At 56.4% G+C, this 23522-nt stretch carries 24 protein-coding genes; 10 read left to right on the forward strand and 14 right to left on the reverse strand.

Features of this window, described 5'->3' with window-relative positions:
- Positions 1–73: 73 nt before the first annotated feature.
- The 3 genes from ACR0LZ_RS16290 to ACR0LZ_RS16300 all read left to right on the forward strand — a co-directional run bounded on the left by ACR0LZ_RS16290 (position 74) and on the right by ACR0LZ_RS16300 (position 2484).
- Positions 74–892: a glycosyltransferase family 25 protein gene (locus ACR0LZ_RS16290; protein WP_480750884.1), complete on the forward strand. Its 819-nt coding sequence runs from the start codon at positions 74–76 to the stop codon at positions 890–892.
- A gap of 168 nt (positions 893–1060) precedes the next feature.
- Positions 1061–1429 carry a group I truncated hemoglobin gene (locus ACR0LZ_RS16295; protein ID WP_480750885.1) on the forward strand — a complete coding sequence of 123 codons (369 nt, stop codon included), beginning with the start codon at positions 1061–1063 and terminating at the stop codon, positions 1427–1429.
- Positions 1426–2484: an adenylate/guanylate cyclase domain-containing protein gene (locus tag ACR0LZ_RS16300; protein WP_480750886.1), complete on the forward strand. Its 1059-nt coding sequence runs from the start codon at positions 1426–1428 to the stop codon at positions 2482–2484. The genes ACR0LZ_RS16295 and ACR0LZ_RS16300 overlap by 4 nt, the downstream gene beginning before the upstream one ends.
- A 16-nt stretch (positions 2485–2500) precedes the next feature.
- Here the strand turns inward: ACR0LZ_RS16300 and ACR0LZ_RS16305 are convergent, their stop codons facing one another.
- The 10 genes from ACR0LZ_RS16305 to guaA form a co-directional block, all read right to left on the reverse strand.
- A complete protein-coding gene (locus ACR0LZ_RS16305; RefSeq protein WP_480750887.1) occupies positions 2501–3115 on the reverse strand; it encodes a TetR/AcrR family transcriptional regulator in 615 nt (204 codons plus the stop codon).
- Entirely contained in the window at positions 3108–3977 is an 870-nt protein-coding gene (gene ppk2 / locus ACR0LZ_RS16310) for a polyphosphate kinase 2 (protein WP_480750888.1), read from the reverse strand. Before ppk2 ends, ACR0LZ_RS16305 begins: the two co-directional genes overlap by 8 nt.
- A 49-nt stretch (positions 3978–4026) precedes the next feature.
- Positions 4027–4986, reverse strand: a complete 960-nt coding sequence (locus tag ACR0LZ_RS16315) for an alpha/beta fold hydrolase (RefSeq protein ID WP_480750889.1) — start codon at positions 4984–4986, stop codon at positions 4027–4029.
- Positions 4970–5887 carry a homoserine O-acetyltransferase MetA gene (gene metA, locus ACR0LZ_RS16320; protein ID WP_480750890.1) on the reverse strand — a complete coding sequence of 306 codons (918 nt, stop codon included), beginning with the start codon at positions 5885–5887 and terminating at the stop codon, positions 4970–4972. The genes ACR0LZ_RS16315 and metA overlap by 17 nt, the downstream gene beginning before the upstream one ends.
- A gap of 37 nt (positions 5888–5924) precedes the next feature.
- Positions 5925–6797 carry an ATPase gene (locus ACR0LZ_RS16325; protein WP_480750891.1) on the reverse strand — a complete coding sequence of 291 codons (873 nt, stop codon included), beginning with the start codon at positions 6795–6797 and terminating at the stop codon, positions 5925–5927.
- Positions 6798–6843: 46 nt separating this feature from the next.
- Entirely contained in the window at positions 6844–7788 is a 945-nt protein-coding gene (locus ACR0LZ_RS16330) for a DMT family transporter (RefSeq protein WP_480750892.1), read from the reverse strand.
- Positions 7789–7848: 60 nt separating this feature from the next.
- Positions 7849–9015, reverse strand: coding sequence for an OmpP1/FadL family transporter (locus ACR0LZ_RS16335; RefSeq protein WP_480750893.1), 1167 nt, complete (start codon positions 9013–9015; stop codon positions 7849–7851).
- Between the two features lie 143 nt (positions 9016–9158).
- Positions 9159–10052, reverse strand: a complete 894-nt coding sequence (locus ACR0LZ_RS16340; RefSeq protein WP_480750894.1) for a DMT family transporter — start codon at positions 10050–10052, stop codon at positions 9159–9161.
- Between the two features lie 77 nt (positions 10053–10129).
- Positions 10130–10843, reverse strand: a complete 714-nt coding sequence (locus tag ACR0LZ_RS16345; protein ID WP_480750895.1) for a class I SAM-dependent methyltransferase — start codon at positions 10841–10843, stop codon at positions 10130–10132.
- A gap of 40 nt (positions 10844–10883) precedes the next feature.
- Positions 10884–12443 (reverse strand): glutamine-hydrolyzing GMP synthase, encoded by a 1560-nt coding sequence (gene guaA / locus ACR0LZ_RS16350; RefSeq protein ID WP_480750896.1) that lies wholly within the window; start codon positions 12441–12443, stop codon positions 10884–10886.
- Positions 12444–12689: 246 nt separating this feature from the next.
- On the opposite strand from guaA, the gene ACR0LZ_RS16355 reads away from it, so the two are divergent.
- On the forward strand, positions 12690–14234 hold the full coding sequence (locus ACR0LZ_RS16355) for a trimethylamine methyltransferase family protein (protein ID WP_480750897.1): 1545 nt from the start codon (positions 12690–12692) through the stop codon (positions 14232–14234).
- Here the strand turns inward: ACR0LZ_RS16355 and ACR0LZ_RS16360 are convergent, their stop codons facing one another.
- Positions 14235–14534, reverse strand: coding sequence for a DUF6477 family protein (locus ACR0LZ_RS16360; RefSeq protein WP_480750898.1), 300 nt, complete (start codon positions 14532–14534; stop codon positions 14235–14237).
- Positions 14535–14774: 240 nt separating this feature from the next.
- On the opposite strand from ACR0LZ_RS16360, the gene ACR0LZ_RS16365 reads away from it, so the two are divergent.
- Both ACR0LZ_RS16365 and ACR0LZ_RS16370 read left to right on the forward strand, forming a co-directional pair.
- A complete protein-coding gene (locus tag ACR0LZ_RS16365) occupies positions 14775–15917 on the forward strand; it encodes a DUF6456 domain-containing protein (RefSeq protein ID WP_480750899.1) in 1143 nt (380 codons plus the stop codon).
- A gap of 79 nt (positions 15918–15996) precedes the next feature.
- A complete protein-coding gene (locus ACR0LZ_RS16370) occupies positions 15997–16923 on the forward strand; it encodes a LysR substrate-binding domain-containing protein (RefSeq protein ID WP_480750900.1) in 927 nt (308 codons plus the stop codon).
- A 48-nt stretch (positions 16924–16971) separates the two neighbouring features.
- Here ACR0LZ_RS16370 and ACR0LZ_RS16375 read toward each other — a convergent pair whose 3' ends face one another.
- The gene (locus ACR0LZ_RS16375; RefSeq protein ID WP_480750901.1) at positions 16972–17520 is read right to left on the reverse strand and encodes a redoxin family protein; all 549 of its coding nucleotides are present in this window, start codon (positions 17518–17520) and stop codon (positions 16972–16974) included.
- 160 nt (positions 17521–17680) lie between these two features.
- On the reverse strand, positions 17681–18598 hold the full coding sequence (locus ACR0LZ_RS16380) for a hypothetical protein (protein WP_480750902.1): 918 nt from the start codon (positions 18596–18598) through the stop codon (positions 17681–17683).
- Positions 18599–18791: 193 nt separating this feature from the next.
- Between ACR0LZ_RS16380 and lipA the strand changes: the two genes are divergently transcribed.
- Together lipA and ACR0LZ_RS16390 are read left to right on the forward strand one after the other, a co-directional pair.
- A complete protein-coding gene (gene lipA / locus ACR0LZ_RS16385; protein ID WP_480750903.1) occupies positions 18792–19742 on the forward strand; it encodes a lipoyl synthase in 951 nt (316 codons plus the stop codon).
- Positions 19739–20881, forward strand: a complete 1143-nt coding sequence (locus tag ACR0LZ_RS16390; protein WP_480750904.1) for an amidohydrolase — start codon at positions 19739–19741, stop codon at positions 20879–20881. Before lipA ends, ACR0LZ_RS16390 begins: the two co-directional genes overlap by 4 nt.
- 206 nt (positions 20882–21087) lie before the next feature.
- Here ACR0LZ_RS16390 and hpt read toward each other — a convergent pair whose 3' ends face one another.
- On the reverse strand, positions 21088–21636 hold the full coding sequence (gene hpt / locus ACR0LZ_RS16395) for a hypoxanthine phosphoribosyltransferase (protein ID WP_480750905.1): 549 nt from the start codon (positions 21634–21636) through the stop codon (positions 21088–21090).
- 72 nt (positions 21637–21708) lie between these two features.
- Between hpt and ACR0LZ_RS16400 the strand changes: the two genes are divergently transcribed.
- Positions 21709–22155 (forward strand): type II toxin-antitoxin system RatA family toxin, encoded by a 447-nt coding sequence (locus tag ACR0LZ_RS16400; protein WP_480750906.1) that lies wholly within the window; start codon positions 21709–21711, stop codon positions 22153–22155.
- A gap of 38 nt (positions 22156–22193) precedes the next feature.
- Positions 22194–23492: an MmgE/PrpD family protein gene (locus tag ACR0LZ_RS16405; RefSeq protein WP_480750907.1), complete on the forward strand. Its 1299-nt coding sequence runs from the start codon at positions 22194–22196 to the stop codon at positions 23490–23492.
- Positions 23493–23522 lie beyond the last annotated feature (30 nt).

Consider the following 23522-nt stretch of genomic DNA (forward strand, 5'->3'; position numbering starts at 1 on the left):
CCATTTTCTGCCCTAGCGCGATACTAATGCGCATGCGCGAAGCGGTTGGATAGGTTGGCGGGCGATCAGCGATATGCAAACCGGAATATACTACATCAATCTGGACCGTGTTCCCCAGCGCCGGGAATTCATGGAGCAGCAGTTCAACTCTTTGGAACTGGCGGCGACGCGTTTCAGCGCTGTCGATGCCAGCAAGCCTCCAGGTGCGTTCGGAAACGGGTATCGTCCCGGCAGCGGCCTGCGATGGGGGTTGAAGCTTAGCGAAATCGCCTGTTTCGAAAGTCACAGGGTCATATGGCAGCGGGCGGTCGCTGATGATCTCGCTGCCGTAGCGATTTTCGAGGATGACGTGCAAATGTCCTGCAGTGCGGGTCGTGTCATCAGGGCTGTTCTCGAAGCGTCTGAAGAGTTCGACATGGTCAAGCTCGACTATTCGCCACGCGCGCTTCGATTTGGGCCGAAGCAGGTTCTTAACGGCATGTGCGTAAGGCCAATGCTGGAGATGGCACCCAGTGCAGCAGCCTATGTCTTGTCCCAAAGCGGGTGCCGCAAACTACTGAACTGGTCTCGATGCTACTCCGATCATCTGGACGATTTCATCTCCATCCCCCGCCCAGACTGGAAGATGTTTCAGGCGTTTCCAGCCGTTGGAGTTCAGCTTGTCTGGTCGAAGTCTCCTTCGAATTTGGATGCGGTGGTAAAATCCAGCGAACGGGAATCCGATCCGACCATAAACAGCAATCTTGACAAGGGACCACCATGGTTTCGCCTGCGCAGGGAGCTCTATGGTGCGGGTGAAAAATTGCGGCGCAAAGTCGGCGGTGATGCCCGCCTCAAAAAGGGTGGGGGCTTTATCGGCTTCATTCCAGGGGCTGACGATCTGAGCGTCTGATTTCGCAAGTATGTGCCGCGACCGGGCAAGTTCGGACGAACCTCGGAAGGGCGTTAATGCCCAGCGATTAGATCGAGTAATGGTCGTATATTCAAAAAGTTTAACAAAAGCCGCCTTATGTACTATCCTAACCATGTTAAATGCGCAGTGGTTTTCCGGTGAGGGTGCATGAGCCAAACAATTTACGAGAAATACGGCGGGTTCAAAACCATCAGCCGGATCGTAATGACTTTCTATGAGATGGCCTTGGATTCCGACCAGATCGGGGACTATTTCGCGGATATCGACATGCCGCGGCTAATGGATCATCAGACGAAATTCATCTCTTCTCTTATTGGCGGGCCAGCCTCGTTCAGCGATGAGAGGATCGAGGCGGTTCATCGAAATCTCAACATCAGCCATACTGATTTCGACGAGATGACCAACCTGTTTGCCAACGCTCTGGCTGCGCATGGCTTGACGGAAGAGGATATAAGGACGGCATTGACGGCCATCGAAGGCAAACGTTCCATAATTGTTGTCCGGGACGCGGCATGAGTATTGCCGCCATCAACGAGCATCTTTTGCGTGCGATTGGTGTCGGAATTGCCGTGGTCCGTGCCTCGGATCTAACGTTTGTATTTCAAAACGAACCCTTTGCCGAGTGGTTCGGAAAACCGGAGGCAGAGGCCACTCTGACCGACGTCCTGCAGGGGTTGGACACTGCGGAACTGGATAATGTCCGCACCAATGGTCTGCGATATACGATCGAATTACAGATCAAGCCCAAGCGGCGGACGCTGATATTTGCGATTGCGATTTCACTGGCCAACTCGTTGGATGAAAAAATACTTGTCGTCGAATGCCAGAACATCACCCGAATCCGTGAGCTGGAAAGCATGATCGACAGCTATTCGACAATGGTCGAGCGGAACACGCGGGAACTGGAACGCGAGAAGGAAAGGGTAGAGCGGCTGCTTTTGAACCTGATGCCAAGATCGGTATATGAAGAGTTCAAGACCTTTGGCGTCGTTACCCCGCAGCTTTACGAGAGTGTCTCGGTCGTGATGCTGGACTTTGTCGATTTCACGGATTTTGCCGCGAAAACCGATCCCACGATAACGCTGGGAGAGTTGAACGATATCTTCACCGCTTTCGATCGGATCGTCGAACAATACGGGTGCGAACGGATCAAAACCATTGGGGATGCCTATCTTGCGGTATCCGGCATGCCCGATCCGACTCCGGATCATGCAACCGCGGTCGCGCATTGCGCCACCCGTTTCTTGAGGTATCTGGAACGACGTAACGAAAGCCATCCGCACAAATGGCGGGCGCGGATCGGGTTGGGAACAGGTGCTGCCGTCGGTTCGGTCGTGGGCATCCAGAAATATGTCTATGACGTTTTCGGCCCGGCCGTGAACATGGCTTCTCGTCTTCAGGTCTTTGCCAATCCGATGAAGATCGTGGCACCGGAAGAGATGAAATTTGCCTTGATCGACGAGTTTCAGGTGTCTGATTTGGGGCCGGTGGATATCAAGGGAATGGGAACCGTTGACTTGATCAACGTCACGTCCCAGCTTCGCAAGCCGCACCCCAGCCCACGGTTTTGACTTTCCCTGTGATCATTCACTCATCTGGCGCGATCAGGCCCAATCCACGCAGATAGATACCGATTCCGGTTTCCAGAAGGTCTTCAGGAGGAAAGGGCGATGCTGTTCCCGTATTTCGGGCATAGAGTTCGACCACGCCGTGGCTCATCGCCCAGATATGTGCACTGAACATCGAGGCGGGGGGGCGTTTTTCGGGTGGGATGTGCTGCGACAGATCGGCCGCCGCCTTTTCCAGAACGGCCTTGGCGCGGTTGGCTGCCGCAGCGAGTTCGGGGGTTCGGTTCAACGATACTCCGCTTTCGAACATCGATATGTAGTGACCCGGATGTTTTCGGGCAAAGGCCAGATAGGCGCGTCCCGTTGCTTCGAACGCGGCCAAAGCAGATGGTTGCCCTTTGTCATAGGCGTATTGCATCAGGTCGGCGAACATTTCGAAACCCTGGCGCGCCGCCTCGGCAATCAGATCTTCGCGCCCTTCGAAGTGGCGATAGACTGCTGCCGGGGTGACACCCGCAGTCTTGGCCGCTTCGGACAAAGTGAAACCAGTCGGCCCCTTTTCCTCGATCAGCTTGAGGGCTGCATCGATCAAAGCCTGTTTGAGATTTCCGTGGTGATAGCCGCGTTTAGACATCCCAGATTTCCGGGCCTCCACAGATTTTCCGATCGACCGGACCAATGGCGTCATCGTCCTTTTCGTCATAGTCGATTGCAGTCAAGATGGTTCGGATTGCGGCCAGCCGCGCACGTTTCTTGTCGTCTGAACGCACCACAATCCATGGGCTGACCTCCGCATGGCTGAGGGTCAGGGTTTCGGATATTGCATTGGAATAGGCATCCCATCTTTCCAGCCCCTTGATGTCGATGGGGCTCAGCTTCCAGTGCTTCAGCGGGTCGGTTTCCCGGGCGAGAAACCGGCGCAATTGTTCGGCGCGGCCAACGTTGAGCCAGAATTTGAACAACTGAATCCCATCGTTGATCAGGCCCTGCTCCAGCGGCACGACCTGACGGAAAAAACGTTCCCGCTCGGCTTCCTTGCAAAACCCGAATACATGCTCGACAACCCCGCGATTGTACCAGCTGCGGTCGAAGAACACGATCTCGCCTGCAGACGGAAGATGTTGAATGTAGCGCTGAAAATACCATTGGGTGCGTTCGGCGTCAGAAGGCTTCGACAACGCGACAACGCGCGCACCGCGCGGGTTAAGGTTCTCGCGAAAGCGTTTGATGGTTCCGCCCTTACCGGCGGCATCGCGCCCTTCGAAGATGATGGCGATCCGTTTTCCGGTTTCCTTTACCCAGGCCTGCAGCTTAACCAGCTCGATCTGCAGCAGTTCCATTTCGCGGTCGTAATGCTTGCCCTTCATTTTCTCCTTGTGCGGATAGGACGGGGAAAGAATGTCGTCCTTTCCGGCCTTGTCGATGGCTTTCCGGATTTCATCGGGTGCATCGTTCTTAAAAAACGCGGTGATCGCGCCAGTTTTCGGTTTGGCCATTCGGCGTCTCCCAATGTTTTCCGGAATTTACTATGGGATGTGAATCCGATTAACGCAAACCCGCACGTTCCGCGGCGCGGTCGATTGCGGCGACAACGTCGGGAACCGAAACCACCTGAGGCATATGTCCCATGTCTTCGACCACAGCCAGGTTGGCATCCGGTATCTGACGGGACAGCGAGTTGGAGTGAAGGTCAAGGTCGACGGTGTCGTCGGCGGTTCCATGGATGATTTCGGTGGGAACAGCTATTTCACCATAAAGCGGATAGAGCGCGTGTATCTCCTCCAAAAGATTGGCCCGCTGTCTCGCATTGGCCCGCATGGAGTCTCTGCGCAAAGTAAGCCCGGAACCAAAATGGCTCAAATAGCCATCGGGTACCGCTTGCGGTGAAAAAACCGCGTCAAACACACTGTTGATGTAAGTTTCCGGAACGAAGGCTGTAATCAACGGGGAAAGAAGTTTACCCCCAACAGGATGAGACGTGACACGGTGATAAAGATCCAGGGGCGTTGACCAGGGGTTCGATGCGGCTGCCACGGGGACCAGCGCCGCAATGTTGTCAGGGTGCCTGACGGCCCAAGCCAGGGCCACAGCCCCGCCATAGCTTTGGCCTACGACAATCGGTTTGTCTGCCCCCAACTGCGCCGCTGCCTTCTGCAGGATGTCTGCCTGTTCGAAAATGCTTTCGCCATTGGGGTTGAAGCTTTCCGAATAGCCAAGCCCCGGGCGGTCGAAAACGATTACGCGATAGTTTTGTGCCAAAGCCGGAGCCAGCGCAAACGTCATATCGCGCGTGTTGCCCGACGAGCCGTGGATCAGCACCACATCCGGACCTTGGCCCATGACCACCGCGTGAACCCGCACACCATCCACGGTCACGAATTCGCCTTCGGGGGGGAACTCGACCTCGGCGCGCGCCTCCAGATGGCCTGCACGCCAAGTTGCCAGCGCCGTCAGGCCTGCGGTTGCAAGCCCTATGGATATCAAGAGTTTAACGGCCAATTTCATCCAGATCGAAGGGAGTTGTCTGATATATTTCGTTGATCCAGTTACCATATAGGAGATGCGCGTGACTTCTCCAGCGGTTCTGCGGAATTCGGGACGGATCGTCGTCCGGATAATAGTTGGTCGGTACGTTGATCGGTGTTCCGTTCGACACGTCACGATCGTATTCCTGTTTCAACGTATCGCTGTCATATTCGAAATGATTGAAAATATAGATCGCGCGATGATCGGGGTCTTCGACCAGACACGGTCCAACCTCGTCACTGCCAAGCAAGGTGCGCAGGGCGGGAACCAGGTCGATCTCGTCTTGTTTCATTTCGGTCCAGCGGCTGACGGGAATGACGCAATCGTCCGAGAAACCTCTCAGAAAGGGAGAGGCCGGGGCAAGGTTCCGGTGGCGAAAGCACCCGAACGCCTTGGCGTCCAGCATGTGTTTCTTGACGCCGTGAAAGTGATTGATCATCGCCATACCGCCCCAGCACACGCCAAAAGTGGAATGTACGCTGGTTTGCGTCCATTCAAAGACTTCCCGCAATTCTTCCCAATAGGTGACGTCATCAAACTCCAGATGCTCGATCGGAGCGCCGGTAATAATCAACCCGTCGAACTTTTCGTCCCGGACCTCCTGAAAAGGGCGATAGAACTCCTCCATATGTTCAGCGGCGGTATTCCTGGTCTGATGCTCGGTCATGCGGATCAGGCTCAGCTCGATCTGGAGCGGGGTGGCCCCGATCAATCGCGCGAACTGGTTTTCGGTCTGGATTTTTTTGGGCATCAGATTCAGCAGACCGATATGAAGCGGGCGGATGTCCTGCCGCATTGCCTGATCTTCGGACATGACCATGACGCCCTCCTTGGTCAGGACGTCATAAGCGGGCAGGTCGGACGGGATCTTGATGGGCATCAGTGCGGACTTTTTCGTTTAGAATGAAATCAGTTAATTAGGTGCCTTGGACACGGCTCTCAAGGGTGCGCTCGATCAACTCATCGAAATCAGACGCATCGCGGATCGCGGCGATCTCGTTGGCGCTGACCGCAATACCCCAGTTTCTGGCCATGGCGTCGTATCTGGGCTGACGATGTGCCAGGGCCTGGGCATAGGTCCAACGGATGAACGCATCGGGATCAACATCACCGGCGGCACAGTCATTGGCCGCCAGGTATTCATCCCAGACCCTGCTGAGAAATTCGGGCTGATAGGACATCGGCTTTGGCGCCTTGTCAAAGCGGCGGATCAGGCTTTCGGTGTGGGCGTCATCTCCCTTGATCCAGATCATCAGCGTATGGCGTGACAGTTCGGAAAGAACCTGATCTCTGGGATCATCGGGATTGACCCATTCACAAATCGATCCGCCGGTATCGCAGATGAAATGCGGGTAGCCATAAAGACGCTGCGCCCGGTCAATGAAATACTCGGTATCCAACAGGGCGTGTATCTCGGCCAGACGGAACTGTTCCTGACGGCGGCGATATTCGGAAATCTCCAGCCCGCCAAGCGCAGGATTGCCCGGCTTGCCAAGGTAGGTCGCAACAGGCGTCAGGTTTTCGAAGGAAATGTTCGACCCGATATAGATCGAATCCGACAGCAGCAGATCGCGCAGAAACGGGATTTTCATCGCTTCGGCTTTGGCATTGTCGGTAATGTACTCGCCCATGTACCGGGTGCCGATGCGATAATCGATGGAGTAATGAAACCATTGCCCCTGATCACGCAGAATGTTCGAGACATAGGTTTTCCCCAGTCCCGACATTCCGAAAAACAATATCTTCTTGCGCGGCGCCTGACGCCAATCCTGTGCCGAGCCGTAAATCATGCCCCACCTTCCTTTTGGCCCTTGCTAAATCGGGGGGCAGGCGGCGTCAATTGCGGTTACGTCCGGATTTTTTGAGGATGATCAAGCCTGCGGCCAGCAACGCAAAGCCGCCAAATGCCTGCGGGGAAAGAGATTCATTGCGCAGAAACAGTCCCAACACAATTGCAACCGGCGGGATAATGAGGGTCACCAACATCAGGTTGCCACTGCCAGCAGTCGACAAAACCCGATAATAGAGCAGGTAAGCCCCGGCTGTGGCGACCAGTGAATAGTATCCGATCGCGATCCAGGTAACCGGTTGCAGATCGAAAGCCGGAACACCCTCAAACATCAATGTCGCAGGAAGAAGAACTGCGGTTGAGCCGCTCAGCATACCTGCGGCGGCTATTTGGGGTGGAAGGTGTGAAAGCCTCACACGCGCCCATGCACCGGCACAGGCATAGGAAAACGCGCCCGCAAGTACAGCGATCTGCGCCGAGTTCTTCAGGTCGAGATTTGTAAGATTGTGCAATCCGATAGCGGTGGCAACGCCCAGAAATCCCAAAACCACACCGATCACCCGTCTCGGCGTCAGACGTTCGTCACGAAATAGCGCAGCAGCCACAATGACGCCGAAAATGGCGGTAGTGGCATTCAGTATCGAGGTAAGTCCGCTTTCGATATGAAGTTGCCCCCACGCCATCAGCCCAAAAGGCAAGACGTTGTTCAAGAGACCCATCACCAGAAAGGCCAACCAGACCTCCGGGGTTCGGGGCAACGGAAGACGTTGAAGAAAAACAACCATCCACAGCACGCACATGGCCCAGAATGTGCGATGAAGCACGGTTGTCAGAACCGGCACCTCATCCAGTGCAATGCGGATCGAGACGAACGAAGCGCCCCAGATTACCCCCAAGAGGATCAGTTCGGCCCAGGCCTGTGGAGAAAGATGTTTCTGCTGCATGGTTTCCAGGTATTGCCACGCGCCCAAATCAGGTGCGACCCGAAACATGCGAAATAAAAAACGCCCCGCTGTTCAGACGGGGCGTCGATTTTTTGGGCTGATAGGGCGTCAGTCCAGAGCGTAGGTGATCTGGAAGCCAACGCTCCAGGCGCTGTTGCCCGTGAACGTGGCCCTGGCATTTGGGCCCGCGCCATTTGCAGTCGCGTCCCCGATATCCGTATAGCGGACACCGCCAGAAATCTTTGCTTTTTCCATTGTATAGGTGCCACCGACACCGACACTCCAGAAACCATCTGTCGGGCCAAGGTTCGACACGCTGCCTCCTGTTGAGGTCTCATAGCCAAGTGTGATTGCCCCGGAAAACTGCTCGGTAAAGCTCCTGCCGATACCCAGGGTATAGGTAAAGGTCGGGTCGTCGTAGTCGACGAGATTGGTGGTCGGGGGATAGTTTGGCGGGTTATAGACCAACTGCGGCCAGTCCACCCAACGGATGCTGCCGAACAAAAGGGTGTTTGCGGCAATGCCGGTCTGGAAATCGAGGTTCACGGATTGGGGTGTTTCGATTTCGCTGTTGGTATCGAACGAGGCGACAAACCCGGGCGGGATGGGCGGAACCGGTGGCGGGTTCAGGGATTCCGTCTGCGACAGGTCATGAGTGATCGCCGAGTTGTAGGTCAACGCGATGCGCGCCGCGATGTCGGGGCGTTCCCAGGCAAACCCAACCACATAGCCGAAATCGGTCGATGCGCTGGTATTCACCTCGTAGCCGGCGGCGATCGGAACCGCGACATTCGCTTTGACGCGCTGCGCGCGAACGCCACCGATTGCGCTGAACCCGTTGTCAAACTTGTAGCGCAGCAAAGCGGTGATGGCGTCCGTGTCCGCCGTCGCGCGAAGAATATCCGAACGACCGCCGGGAATGGGGTTGATCGAAAGGGGATAATTGGCGGCATAGGCAATATCGGCGCCAAATGGTTGGTCATAGATCAGCGCGAAATCCAACCGTTCGTTCAATTCGCGCTTGTAGGCCAGATGAGGCGTGAAAAAATCGTTGGCAACATTACCGGAATCGACCGGCTGGCCAAAGGTTGGCCCCGGCGTAAGGTTGGGCATAGTGCCGCTCACGTCCGGATTTGTATAGCCGAGACGGAATTGCACGACGTTGCCTTCTTCAAAAAGGATGTTCACGCCCTGACCAGATCGGTCAATACCGCCTGCATATGCTGCCGTTGCTCCCAAACTCAACGCCAGCGCACTTGAAAGTGCGATTTTCATTATTTTCTCCCTCTTGCTCCGAATTTGCGACCTGAACTCGCTTAACGGCAATCCTCCGAACGCCAGGTTAATCTGACTGTGGGTTCGGTAACTATTCGTCTTGAAGATGAACCGTCAATCACTGACGGTGCGTTAAGATTTTCTCACCTTTTGGCGACTGTTGCCTTGCTGCCACTCTTCTCCAGCCAGATGTTCATATAATTCGCGCCAAAAATCAAAAGCGATCCCACCAGAACCCAGATATCAAGCTGCTCTCCATAAAGTAGCATGCCGATAACAGCGATCGTCGGCAGGCGCACGAAGTCTATGGGAACAACAACCGTCGCCGGGGCGATTGCCAGAGCATTTGTGATGCAGAAATGCGCAAGCAGGCCTGCCAGCCCGACGAGGATGAGATACGGGGCGGATTGCAAGCTAGGCAAAGCGATTGCACCGTCATATCCGGAGGCCGCCAGACCGAGGATAAGTTGCATCAATGTCAGCCAGAACATGATGCAACCGATGCTGGCGATACCGGTCAGCTTTTTTGTACTGATCGTTGTCAGCGCAAAGAACACCGCCGACAACCCGGCAGCCATGACGCCGATGCTCAGCGGTGTTGCACCCGGGCGTGCAACGACAAGAATACCAACAAAGCCGATGATCGCAGCAGCGGCGCGACCTCGCGTCAGCCGCTCACCCAACAGGAAGGGCGACAGAACGATCACCCATAATGGCTGCGTAAACTCCAAGGCAAAAACCTGCGCCAGCGGAATTGCTGTTACGGCAAAAAACCACAGGTTCTGTCCTGTGAAATGAACGGTGTTGCGAACGGCATGCAACCCCAGCCTCCGGGCTGACACCTGCGACCAGTTTCGGGTCACTGTGAGAACAATCGAGACGATGAGAACACCCACCAGGCTTCGATACATCATGATTTCGAAAGTATCGTGAGCAAGACTCAATTCTCGACCGGCAACCGCCATCGATGAAAACGAGGCAATTGCCCCTGTCATCCAAAGGGCTGCCTTGCCAACCTGAATGCCGTCCTGTTGCATATCGCTCTCCCGGAACTCACGAGGGACCGGAACTGGTATCAGGTCAAGCCCGATCCACTACCATGCCCAAAATGCATTCAGAACTCGTACAGCGTTGTTTGAATGCGGCCTCCAAATGCTTGTATTTCGCAAAGAACGCGTTCGTTTTGTGCGGCAAGGTTGAACGGTGGTGCGCTCAAGACCACGCCACTGTTGATGCCCAATCGGATGCCGGGGCCAGACTGGTGCTCCATATTTGGCTTGAAATCTGGCGACGACGGAAGGTGTTCGGTCACGATTAGATTTTTGCAAATAGCCGGAACCTTGGCAGCGAATGTTGCTATGTCAGCGTTGCTGAGGTGCTGCAGTACTTGCCGCACTAAAATGACGTCGGCTTTAGGCAGGGGGTCTTCTGCAAGATCGAGAACATGAAAGGTCAGGCGATCAGTGGCCTCGGTTTCTTTCAGGTGATCTATTAGCTCGGGAACGATATCGAATGCACAATATCGGCCTGCGGATGGAGCGATTTGTCTCCCTACATTGAAATCTCCACATCCAATATCCGCGACCGTCACATCGGGGCCCAGGTCTGTCAGATGGCCAGTTACTGCCAAGACGTAAGGGGCGATGACCGTGGCGTCTCGCGACCCTTCTCCTGAATGGAAAGTGCTGTCATCCGGCAGGGTACCGCTCCAGATACCGTCTTTGTAGACTTTCGAAAAAGCGTCTTTCCGAGATAACCCCTCATATGCCTGCGGCGTTGTTTTTGACCGCCTTTTTTTGAAGAATATCGAACGGAACAGGTTTTTCATTGCTTGTACCTTGACTGGTTCTGATCGATGAAGAACGCTCTTATTCCCACTCGATCGTCCCCGGAGGTTTCGAGGTGATGTCATAGGTGCAGCGATTGATGCCCTTGACCTCGTTTATGATCCGCGTGGCGGTCTCGCTCAGGAACTCGTGGCTGAAGGGATAATAATCAGCCGTCATGCCGTCGACCGAGGTCACCGCCCGCAGCGCACAGGCATAGTCATAAGTACGCCCATCACCCATCACGCCAACGGTCCGAACCGGAAGGATCGCCACGAACGCCTGCCAGATTTCATCATACAGACCGTGCTTGCGGATCTGATCGATATAGACCGCGTCAGCCTCACGCAGAATATCCAGCTTTTCGCGGGTGATCTCCCCGGGACAGCGAATGGCCAGGCCGGGGCCGGGGAAGGGGTGGCGACCGATGAAGCTTTGCGGCAAGCCCAGTTCACGCCCCAATGCGCGCACCTCGTCCTTGAACAGCTCGCGTAGGGGCTCGACCAGTTTCAAGCCCATCTTTTCGGGCAGGCCGCCCACGTTGTGGTGGCTCTTGATAGTGACCGAGGGGCCACCGCTGAACGAAACCGACTCGATCACGTCGGGATACAGCGTGCCTTGGGCAAGGAATTCCGCGCCTTCAATTGTGTCGGCTTGTTTCTGGAACACATCGATGAACAGCCTGCCAATGATCTTGCGCTTGGTTTCCGGGTCGGACTGGCCTTCCAGTTCCCCAAGGAACAACTCTGTTTCATCTGCATGGATCAGCTGGATGTTGTAATTGTCGCGGAACATCGAAACGACTTCCTGCGCCTCGTTCTTGCGCAAAAGGCCGTGATCGACAAATACACACGTCAACTGGTCTCCGATCGCCTCGTGTATCAGGATCGCCGCGACCGAGGAATCGACACCGCCCGACAGACCGCAGATTACCTTCTTGTCGCCCACTTGTCTGCGGATATCCTCGATGGCTTGCTCGCGATATGCACCCATCGTCCAGTCGCCTGTGAAACCTGCCAGTTTCACGAAGTTCTCGTAAAGTTTTGCGCCCTTGGGGGTGTGGTGAACCTCGGGGTGAAACTGAACCGCATAGAAATGGCGGCTGGCGTCGGCGGTTATGGCGAATGGCGCATTCGGGGATGTGCCATAGACCTCGAAACCGGGGGCGATCTTGCTGACGTGGTCGCCGTGGCTCATCCAGACCTGTTCCCTGCCATCGGCGAACCAGCCATCAAGAATATCCAGACTGTTTTCGGGCGTAACATAAGCACGTCCAAACTCGGCAGTGCCGTGACCGCTTTCGACTTTGCCGCCTAGCTGGTGCATCATCACCTGCTGGCCATAGCAGATACCGAGGATCGGCACGCCATAGTCAAAGATATCCTGCGGAGCGCGCGGGGACCCCTCGCGCGTCACGCTGTCCGGCCCACCCGAGAATATCACGGCCTTTGGCGCCATTTCGCGCACAAAGTCCATCGTGACGGTCTGATAGGGGTGGATTTCGCAATAGACGTTCAACTCGCGCAGGCGGCGCGCGATAAGCTGCGTCACCTGGCTGCCGAAATCGATGATGAGAAGGCGGTCATGGGATGTCTGGGTCATAGCCAGCGCTTTAGGAAATGTGGCTGGTGTTGACAACAATCTTCTGCCTGCCGAGAGGTCGCATCCATCCTTTTTCGGTCTCCGGCGATGCGCCGAGGCCATGTCGAGTGCTTCTTGCCCCGTTCTGGCGTCCATACGCACACGATGTCGCTTTTTCCCCGATAGCGCCGTTATCCACATTCGGGCCGTTCAAGTGTTCCTGTAAATATTCATGAAAGCCAACCTAACCAAAAACGGGAACTTCTCATGTCCGAGGCAAACACCCGGCGCAGAGCACGTGGAGGCGGCGGTGCCGCGCGCCGTGCCGAGCGCACCGCAGTCCGAATCGAGACCGCGAAATACATTCAGCGCAACATTCCGAACTTCGAGATCCTGAACGAGGAAGCGCTGGAAATTATCGAGTACAACGCGGAAACGATTCTCGAAGAAGTTGGCGTCAATTTCCTCGACAATCCGGAAGCGCTTGAGCTTTGGCGTAAGGCAGGCGCCGATGTGGATGGTGAGCGCGTACGTATTCCTCGCGGCCTGGCCCGCAAGCTCTGCTCCACCGCCCCGTCGGAATTTACGCAACATGCCCGCAACACCGAGAAATCGGTTGTCATCGGGGGCCGCAACATGGTTCTGGCCCCGGTTTACGGCCCGCCATTCGTGCGCGACACGCAAGGTGGGCGCCGGTACGCCACCATGGACGATTTCAACAAGTTCGTGAAACTCGCCTACATGTCCAAGTGGTTGCACCATTCGGGCGGGACCGTGTGCGAGCCGACGGACATTCCGGTGAACAAACGCCATCTGGATATGTTGATGGCCCACATGACGCTCAGTGACAAACCCTTCATGGGTTCGGTCACCGATCCAAGCCGCGCGCAGGATTCGGTTGAAATGTGCGAGATCCTTTTTGGTAAGGAATTCGTGCAGAACAACACGGTGATGACCTCGCTCACCAACATCAACTCGCCGATGACATTCGATGACGTGATGATGGGATCGCTCGAGGTCTATGCCAGAAACAACCAGGCCTGCATCGTGTCGCCCTTTATCGTCGGCGGCGCCATGGCGCCCGTTTCCGTCGCCGGTACACTGACTCAGGTTCTGGCCGAGGTTCTGACCGGTATTGCATATTCGCAGCTGGTTCGTGCGGGCGCTCCGGTGATCTTTGGTGCGTTCGTGACATCGATCGACATGAATTCCGGCGCTCCGACATTCGGCACGCCCGAAGCCGCGCACATCACCTATGGTGCCGGTCAGCTCGCGCGTCGCCTTGGCGTCCCTTATCGTTCGGCCGGGTCGTTCTGCGGGTCGAAACTGCCGGATGCACAGGCGGCATATGAGACGGCGAATTCGCTGAACATGGGGCTTCTCTCGGGTGTGAACTTCATGCTGCATGCCTGTGGCTGGCTCGAAGGTGGCCTGGTCGCCGATTTCGAAAAGTTCGTCATGGATGCGGACCAGCTGGGCGTTCTGCACGGTCTGGCCAAAGGTGTCGCATATGACGAGAACGCTCAGGCCATGGACGCTATTCGCGAGGTTGGTCCGGGCGGGCACTATCTGGGTTGCGCGCACACGCAGGCGAACTTCAAGGATTCCTTCTGGAAAACCGAGCTGTTGGACTACAAGCCCTATGAAACCTGGGAAGACGAGGGCGCCCGCGACACGCGCGCCCTGGCATCGCAGAGGGTAGAGAACCTGTTGGCCAACTACCAACAGCCCCAGATGGACCCAGCGGTTCACGAGGCGCTTTCTGCCTATGTCGCGGAAAAGAAAGCGTCGATGCCGGATGCCTTTATGTAATTAGAACAATTGAGGGGCGCGGCTGGCTTGGTACAGCTGCGCCTCGCCCATGAGCGCAATCAACAGGTCCAGATGGTGGACCAGTGAATAACCCGTGTCCCGTGACCGGCGCTGCTCATCCACTTCCCGCTCCATATCCATCAGACGCATAAGCGCAGCCCCCGAGCCGGGAATTGTCCCATATCCCAAAATCCTTTGCAGGTGCCGGTTTCGGTTGTACTCCTGCGCACCGTGCCTTGCTGCTCTGATCAATACACGAGGGCGGCGAAGGGTCGACAAAATCGTGGTGATGTCCTGCATGGTGCCTCCATGAATGCGTTTGGAATGACGTCGTTCATGGCACAACTAAAACGGGTGTTGCGCCGTGATGAATACAAGCGCTCGTTGGTTTCACCAGTGTTTATCATTTTAAACGAATTCTACCTGACGCCGCGTGGTTTTAACGAACGAGTAACGAAGTCAACTCTAGGTAGATTTTGTTAACCTTAAATCCGCGGGCAAATTCGAAATTTGAGTCAACGTAGATGAGGGCGCAAAATCATGGAAAATAGCACTGCAATGTCCGTTCCGGCTTGGGTTCCAGAAGGTGCGCAACGATACCTTGCCCATACCGAAGCCGGACGGTCGATCAGGGATTTGGCTCGTTCCGCAGGGTGTCATGCCTCGACGATACTGCGTCAAATCCGAAAGATCGAAATGCGGCGCGACGATCCCCTGGTCGATGCTGCCCTTCAATCCCTGGCCGAAAAGCACTTTCCCCCTCTCACAACGCTCGGCCAAAGAAAAGGAGCCGAACCGACCGCTCGAACCTTGGGGACTCCCGAGCAACGCGAAATGACGTCAAGTGCCGACCTGTTCAATCAGGAAGCGGTTCGGATCCTGCGGCGTCTCTGTGAATCCGGGGCGGTCCTGGCAGTTGCCGAGGACATGGACAAGGCCGTCGTGGTTCGGGATGGCGGAGCGGGCGATGCAACGAGAACGGCTGTGGTCGACTGCAGGATCGCCCAGGGTCTGGCGTTGAAAGATTGGATATCTTGCGACAAGCCCGGACGTATCAGCCGGTATCATATCACTGCAACAGGTCGAAATGCACTGGGGAGCCTTTTGGCCGAGAATGAAAATCAGGCACGTGCGCGCAAGGACCGTGGTTTTGCCGAGATGCCGGCCCGTTTCATTGGACAGCGGAAGGCGGTTGATGAGGCGCGTGATACTTGCTTGAACGAAGAAGGACCCCGTCGGGTTCGGTACTCGGCTGTCGAAAGCCCATTGGCCGCGCTTGCAAGACGTCGTGACCGGGAAGGAAAGCCCTTTCTCAACGATGCTCTTGTACGCGCGGGCGAGCGTTTGCGCGAAGACTTCGAACTGGCGCAAATGGGTCCCAATGTCACTCAGAACTGGGACAGGTTTCTGACAGCGGGATGCGGCAGAGAAATCGTGAACGGCGAAGCAGGGTCCGGTGCCGCTTCCCGCGCACGCGACAGGGTGGCGCGCGCGCTGACGGATCTGGGGCCGGGGTTGAGCGATGTCGCATTGCGGTGCTGCTGCTATCTTGAGGGGCTGGAGCTAGCAGAAAAACGCATGGGGTGGTCGGCGCGTTCGGGGAAAGTCGTTCTGCGTATCGCGCTGCAACGATTGAAACGGCACTATGACGGGCAGGCGGAAAGCGACCAGTTGATCGGTTGACCGGCCTTTGTCCAAACCGGTGCTGGGCAAAGGAATAATTTGGCCTTGTGGACATGGTGGGGTTTGATAATCATCCCTTATGTCATTCACGCTCAGACAACTCAGGTATTTCAAGGCGTTGGCCGAACAACGAAACTTCGGCCGCGCCGCGTCGGTTTGCCATGTCTCGCAACCCGCTTTGTCTGTTCAGATCAAGGCCCTTGAAGATCTGATGGGCGGCGCGCTGGTCGAACGGCAAGCGCGTGACGTTGTCCTGACGCCCTTGGGGCGCGATGTTCTGGCTCATGCAAATGATGTGTTGGTCACCGCCGACAGGCTTGACCGGCTGGCGCGGGATCAGACCCGGGGCTACAGATCGTTGTCTCTGGGTCTGATACCCACCATGGCCCCATATCTGCTGCCGGGTGTTCTGGCGTCCCTGCGGGCACGGGATTTGTCTTTGCGTGTGAAGATCCGCGAGGCCCGAACTGAACAACTTTTGTCCGCTTTGCGGTCGGGTGAAATCGACGCTGCGGTTCTTGCGCTGCCAACCGGTGACAACGGCTTTGTCGAAACGGCCCTGTTCGAGGACCGGTTTCTTTTGGCGGGTTCCGCCTCGCGGCTTGTTTCCCTGACCTCAGGCCCCGACACGCTGCGTCCGATCGACCTGCAAAAGGCGCATCTGATGCTGTTGGAGGATGGCCATTGCCTGACCGATCAGGCGCTGGAGGTTTGCGGGCAGAACCGGCGAAGCAGCGGCATCAACATGGGGGCCTCGTCGCTTGGAACCTTGACGCGGCTGGTTGCCGAAGGGTTCGGTCTGACCTTGATGCCGGAACTGTCGTTGCGATCCGAATGCTCGGCGGTTCCCGAACTGAAACTGTTACGGTTCAACCAGCCCGAACCGTTCCGGACCGTCGGCCTGATCCGAAGGGAAGCGACCCGGGATACCGAATGGTTTGAGGATCTGGCACAGGTGATCCGCGACGTTGGGCGACAGATCGTTCAGGCAACCCGTACCGTTTAACAGGAAAACCCGCGGGTCTCCGCGGGTTTTCGGTTCATGGTCCAGAACTCAGGCCATGACCTCGGCCTTGGCTTCCGTCAGATGCTTGAGAACCGTTTCCGGCGACGAAACGCCATAAGGATCGTCGGGGCAGTTATCCATCAGGCCCGGTTCTTCGAACCACGCTTCGACGACACCGTCCTTGACGATGGCTGCATACCGCCAGGAGCGCATGCCAAAACCCAGATTGTCCTTGTCGACCAGCATGCCCATTTTGCGGGTGAACTCGCCCGAACCGTCCGGGATCACCTTGACGTTTTCCAGTTTCTGGTCCAGCGCCCACTTGTTCATGACAAAGCTGTCGTTGACGGACATGCAATAGATCTCGTCGATGCCGTTGGCCTTGAACTCGTCAAAACCCTTTTCGAATCCCGGCAGCTGATAGGTCGAGCAGGTTGGGGTGAACGCACCCGGCAGCGAGAACAGGACGACCCGCTTTCCCGCGAAATAATCTGCGGTGGTCTTGTCTTCCCAACGATACGGGTTCGGGCCGCCTGCGGCTTCATCCCGTACGCGGGTGTGGAAAGTCACGTCGGGCAGTTTTGCGCCTGCTTTCATGGTCTTGCTCCTTGCGGGTTCACGATTTCGGAGCGGACCTATGTCGATTCTCAAGCCGCTTCAACGGCTAAAACCGCGTCAAATTGCGTCGATATAAAGACGAGCAGGAAACGGTGTGCTTGAGGCGAATTTTGCGGCGTCGCACTCAGGACAGGCGGGCTCAAACCTGTTGCGCTTGCGCCTCTTCGACCTGTTCATCGACATCGTCAAAGGTTTTCTCGCACTTCTTGTAGATGTCCGAAACGACCTTGATGAGGTTGTTCAATGCCTGCTTTTCCTTTGGATCCTTGATGTCCTTGATTTCCTTGCGCATCTTCTTCGCTGCGGCGGCAATTTCATCGTTCAGCTTTTCCAGCGCGGCAAGCTCGGACTTGGCCATGGACAGCGACTTTTCCGCTTTCTTGAGGTCCTTGTCGAGGTTCGCCTTGGTCGTCTTGCAATAATGCGTAATCTTTCGTTCCGCCGCCGATATCTTGCGTTCCGTCTTTTTCCGCTGGTCCGCCTGCATCGACTTGGGAAACTCGGGCGGCGAAGTCTTCTTGACCGCGTCCGCAACGATCTTTTCGGCGGAAGCTTTGATCTTGCGCGCATAAAAGATCACGTGAACAGGCAGACCGCTGGCCTGCTTGCCGGCCTTTTGCAGTTCGGGAAGGGCGGCTTTGACGTCCTTGATGGTGGCTTCGATCTTGGCGGCATCGCCCCCGGCCTTGCCGTTCTTGACTTCCTTTTCGACTTTGTCGCACTGCTTTTTCAGCTTGGAATGCAGCGTATCCGCACGTTTGGAGAAATCGGTCAATTCGTCAATGTTTTCATGATGTTTCTTGACGGCCTTGGTCCAATCCTCCAGGGCCTTCTTGTAGGTATTGTCATCCTTGAAATCGTCCGCTTTCTTTCCGTCATGCCCGCCTTTGCGGGCCTCTTCGATGGCTTCGGAAACCAGATCTTCCTTTTTCCAGACCTGGTTCAACCAGTCAGTGACGTCTTTTTTCAGCTTTTTTCCATGGGCGGCGGAAATCCCCTTGAGTTCCTTTTCCAAGCCTTTGAATTCTTTAACCAACTTCTCCGCTTCGCTTGGCATTGCCGACCTCCGCTAAAAAAACAACATTGCCACCCAGTATCAGACCGGGCCCGCAACTTGGCAAGCGTGCTGATCAATACACCAGACGCGCGAAACGGTGTCGCGCATAGCGGCCATGCGTCGCTGGCGTTACACTGGGCGAACAAATATGATAGGGAGCGAACAACTGGTCTCAATCATTAGGTAACCGCCCGTGCGCGATCTGAAAATTCCCGAGCAACGCCACCCCGAAAAAGCGCATCGCAAGGACAATGCGCAACCCAAGAAACCCAGCTGGATTCGCGTCAAGGCGCCGGGCGGAAAAGGATATGCCGATACGCACAGAATCATGCGCGACAACAATCTCGTGACTGTTTGCGAAGAGGCCGGTTGCCCCAATGTCGGGGAATGCTGGTCTCAGGGACACGCAACCATGATGATCATGGGCGAAATCTGTACGCGGGGGTGCACGTTCTGCAACATCGCCACGGGTCGTCCTGACGAACTGGATGCGTTTGAGCCGGGCCGCGTCGCACATGCCGTCGAAAAGCTGGGCCTGAACCACGTGGTCATCACCTCGGTGGATCGTGACGATCTGGTGGATGGCGGGGCCGAACATTTTGCTCAGACGATCCGCGCCGTCCGTCATCGTTCGCCCAGCACTACGATTGAAATCCTGACACCGGACTTCCTGAAATGCGACCCTTCCGTGCTCGAAGTCGTGGTCGAGGCGAAACCGGATGTTTTCAACCACAATCTCGAAACCGTCCCCGGCCTGTACCCCGAGGTTCGCCCCGGCGCGCGGTATTTCCATTCGCTGCGCCTGTTGCAGAAGGTCAAGGAACTGGACCCGGCAATGTTCACCAAATCCGGCATTATGGTCGGGTTGGGCGAGACCGAACAACAGGTGCGTCAGGTCATGGACGACATGCGCGCGGCCGACATCGATTTTCTGACCATCGGGCAATATCTGCAACCCACGCCAAAGCATCATGGCGTTGACCGTTTCGTCACGCCCGAGGAATTCGCCGCCTACGAGAAAGCGGCCTATGGCAAGGGGTTCCTGATGGTGTCCGCGACACCGCTTACCCGGTCTTCGTACCACGCCGGCAAAGATTTCGCCCGCCTGCGCGAGGCCCGGATGAAGAAGCTCGGTCAGGCATGACGCCCGAAACGCTGGAACGGCTGACAGCTATCCGGCATGAACTGCACCAGCACCCCGAGGTATCGGGCGCTGAGGTGCAAACGGCTGTGCGCATTGCCGAGCTGCTGCAGCGCCATGCCCCGGATCAGATCGTCACCGGGATCGGGGGGCACGGTATTGCCGCGCTGTTCGACAGCGGCACGGCGGGGCCAACCGTTGGGATTCGCTGCGAGTTGGACGCGCTCCCGATCGAGGAACTTACCGGCGCGGCCTACTCGTCCAGATACCCCGGCAAAGGACACTTGTGCGGCCATGACGGCCACATGACCATGGTACTGGGCGTGGCCGAATCTCTCGCCGCAGAACGCCCTAAACGCGGTCGCGTAGTGCTGATTTTTCAGCCGGCCGAGGAAACCGGGAAGGGCGCAATTGCGTTTCGCGGTGATCCCAGGTTTGTACAATTTGAACCAGACTATGTTTTTTCCCTGCACAATTTGCCCAGTTTGGAGCTTGGGGCCGTCGAACTTTGTACAAGAGCAACGAACTGTGCCTCGCGTGGAATGCGCGTCGTTCTGACCGGAAAGACCTCTCACGCGGCCGCGCCGCAGGATGGAATATCTCCCGCTGACGCAATGGTACAACTGATGCCTGCGCTTTCCGGCCTGGGGCAGGGTGGCGAACTGAACGATGACTACGCCCTGACGACACTGACGCATGCGGAACTCGGGGAACCGACATTTGGTGTTGCACCCGGACGGGGAGAGGTCTGGGTCACGCTCCGCACCGTATCCGACGCCCGTATGGAACGCTTGGTTGCCGACGCAGAGGCCCTTGTTTACAGCGAGGCAAAGGCGGCGGGACTGGGCGTGGAAATCACCTATGACGATGTGTTCGACGCTTGTGTAAACCATTGGGAAGCCGTGAAAATTCTGGAAAAAGCATGCCGTTCGAAAAAGGTTTCTTTGAACCTGACAAGCGTGCCGCAGCGGTTCTCCGAAGATTTCGGCCAGTTCGGCAAGGGCGCGCGGTCGGCAATGTTCTGGTTGGGGGCCGGGCGGGATCACCCGCAGTTGCACAATCCCGACTATGATTTTCCCGACCAACTCATTCCGGTGGGAACCGGTATTTTCCTCGCCGCAACACGTGAATTGCTGGGGTAAAACCCGTCAAGGCCGCAGTTTGAGCGGTTTGGTCTGGGCCCAGTCGGGCCACCAGCCAAGGTATTCGATACCCACGACGATAAGACACAACAGGATCACGCCAAAAACCAGCTTCACCCGCTTCTCCGATGGCGGGCGCCGAGCCCATTTCGCCATGCGCAATAAATGAAGAATTTTCATTGACTTATCGAAATTTGAAACGTGGTTCAGACGGTTTCCTGAATGAAACGGACCTTGCCGATATAAGGAAGGTTTCGATTGCGTTGCGCATAGTCGATGCCATAACCCACGACGAATTCATCAGGGATTTCGAACCCGACCCAATCGGATCGGAAATCCACCTCGCGGCGGCTCGGTTTATCGAGCAGCGCGATGGATTTCAGACGTTTTGGATTGCGGCTGATCAGTAGGTTCGTGACATGGTTCAAGGTATGGCCGGTGTCGACAATATCTTCGACCACCAGCACATCACGTCCTTCAATTGCGGCGCGTAAGTCTTTGAGAATTCGAACTTCTCTACTGCTTTCCATTGAATCGCCATATGAGGACGCTTCAAGGAAATCCACTTCGATCGGAAGCTCCAGTTCCCGAACCAGATCGGCGATGAAGACAAAGCTGCCGCGCAACAAACCGACAACGACCAGCTTGTCGGTGTCGTTGAATTCGGTGGAAATTTCCCGGCACAACTCTTCGATTCTTGCGGCAATGGCCTTGGCCGAGATCATCTCATCTATCACATAGGCGCGCTGGCTCATGTCACCCCCCTTGATCTTTCGGCCGCAACATACGACATGACGCGCCATTGTCACCAAGTAAAACCGGAACTGATGCCTGTACACTCGGAAACCCGTCACCTGCCTTACACCGCCCAGCAGATGTACGATCTGGTCGCCGACGTGGCCAAGTACCCCCAATTCCTGCCCTGGTGCGCAGCCGCCCGGATAAGGCGAACCTATTCGCTTGGAGAGGCCCAGGTGATGGAAGCGGATCTGGTCATTTCGTTCAAAGTGTTTCGCGAACGCTTCGGCAGCCGGGTGACCCTGTTTCCCGACCAAAAGAAAATCGACACCGAATACCTCGACGGTCCGTTTCGGTATCTGAAATCCGACTGGGCATTCGAGGACGCGCCAGATGGTGGGTGCAACGTGTCGTTCCACGTTGACTTCGAGTTCAGGAATACAGTCCTTCAAGGCATAATCGGTGTTGTGTTCAACGAGGCAATGCACCGGATCGTCAGGGCATTTGAAAAACGCGCGGTCGACTTGTACGGCTGAGGCTTTACCCGCGCTGAACCAGCGCTAGACTGCGCCTCATGACGGATTTCACATCTCAGTTGGCCGCTTTTGTCGCGGGGCCTGTCTCGACGAGCGCACAGGCCCGCATCGTAGCTTCGCTTTCGGCGCTGGATTGGTTGGCGGTCGGACGGGCGGGGGCGAACGAACCTGTTGCCCGGATCGTTCGGGATATGGTTCTGGAGGAGAGTGGCGCATCGCAAGCCCGATTGTTCGGGCAAGGAACCGCCCCGATGCGCGGAGCCGCCTTGGTCAATGGCACCATTTCCCACGCGCTTGACTATGACGACACGCATTTTGCCCATATCGGTCATCCGTCTGTCGCCGTTTTTCCTGCCGCGCTGGCAATGGCGGAATGGAGCGACCGCATGCTCGTGGAGATGCTTGAAGCCGCTCTTGTCGGGATGGAGCTTTCAATTCGCGTAGGGCTTTGGCTGGGGCGTGGGCATTATCAGGCCGGGTTTCACCAAACTGCCACAGCCGGTGCCTTTGGCGCAGCGGCGGCGGCCAGCCGTATGGCGGGATTGAACGAGCAACAAATCGAGCGAGTTCTGGGTCTCACCGCGACTCGTGCGGCGGGGCTTAAGGCGCAATTCGGAACCATGGGTAAACCCTATAACGCGGGAATTGCTGCATCGAATGGTATTGAGGCGGTTCTGTTGGTGCAGCGTGGATTTGAACCCAGCGAAATGGCACTGGAAGGCCCGTTCGGTTTTGGTGCAACCCATCATGGGGCCGGAAATACCAACGCAGCGCTGGACGGCCTGGGGGAGAACTGGCTGTTCGAAAACGTCAGTCACAAGTTCCATGCCTGCTGTCACGGTCTGCATGCTGCTTTGGAAGCCGGGCTGAAGCTGGATATCGCCGAACCCGAAGTGGCGGAGATCACCATTAAAACCCACCCCAGATGGATGAGCGTTTGCAATCAGTCGGCTCCGACAGGGGGGCTTGGGGCGAAGTTTTCTTACCGCACGGTGATGGCAATGCAGGCACTGGGTTATGACACCGCAAGACTTGACAGCTATTCCGACAAGATCTGTTCCGATCCACGCCTGATTTCGCTGCGCGAACGTATAACGGTCGAGCAGGATGAAACCTTGTCCGAGACCCAATCGCGCTTAACTCTTCTGCGCCGGGATGGCGTCAAGCGGGAGGCCGAACATGACTTGGCGGCTCCTATCTCGTTGTCAGATCGGGAATCCCGTGTAAGGGAGAAGGCCGCGAAACTGATTGGACAACAACAGGCGGACGAGGTCTGGTCTCTGCTCCGAACGGGTGGGCGGGCGTCGGACCTTGCTGACCGGTTGGGCGGCGCATGACCAAGTTAAAGAAAAAGCGGACCCCCAAGA

The organism is Ruegeria sp. CI1 (assembly GCF_056536925.1).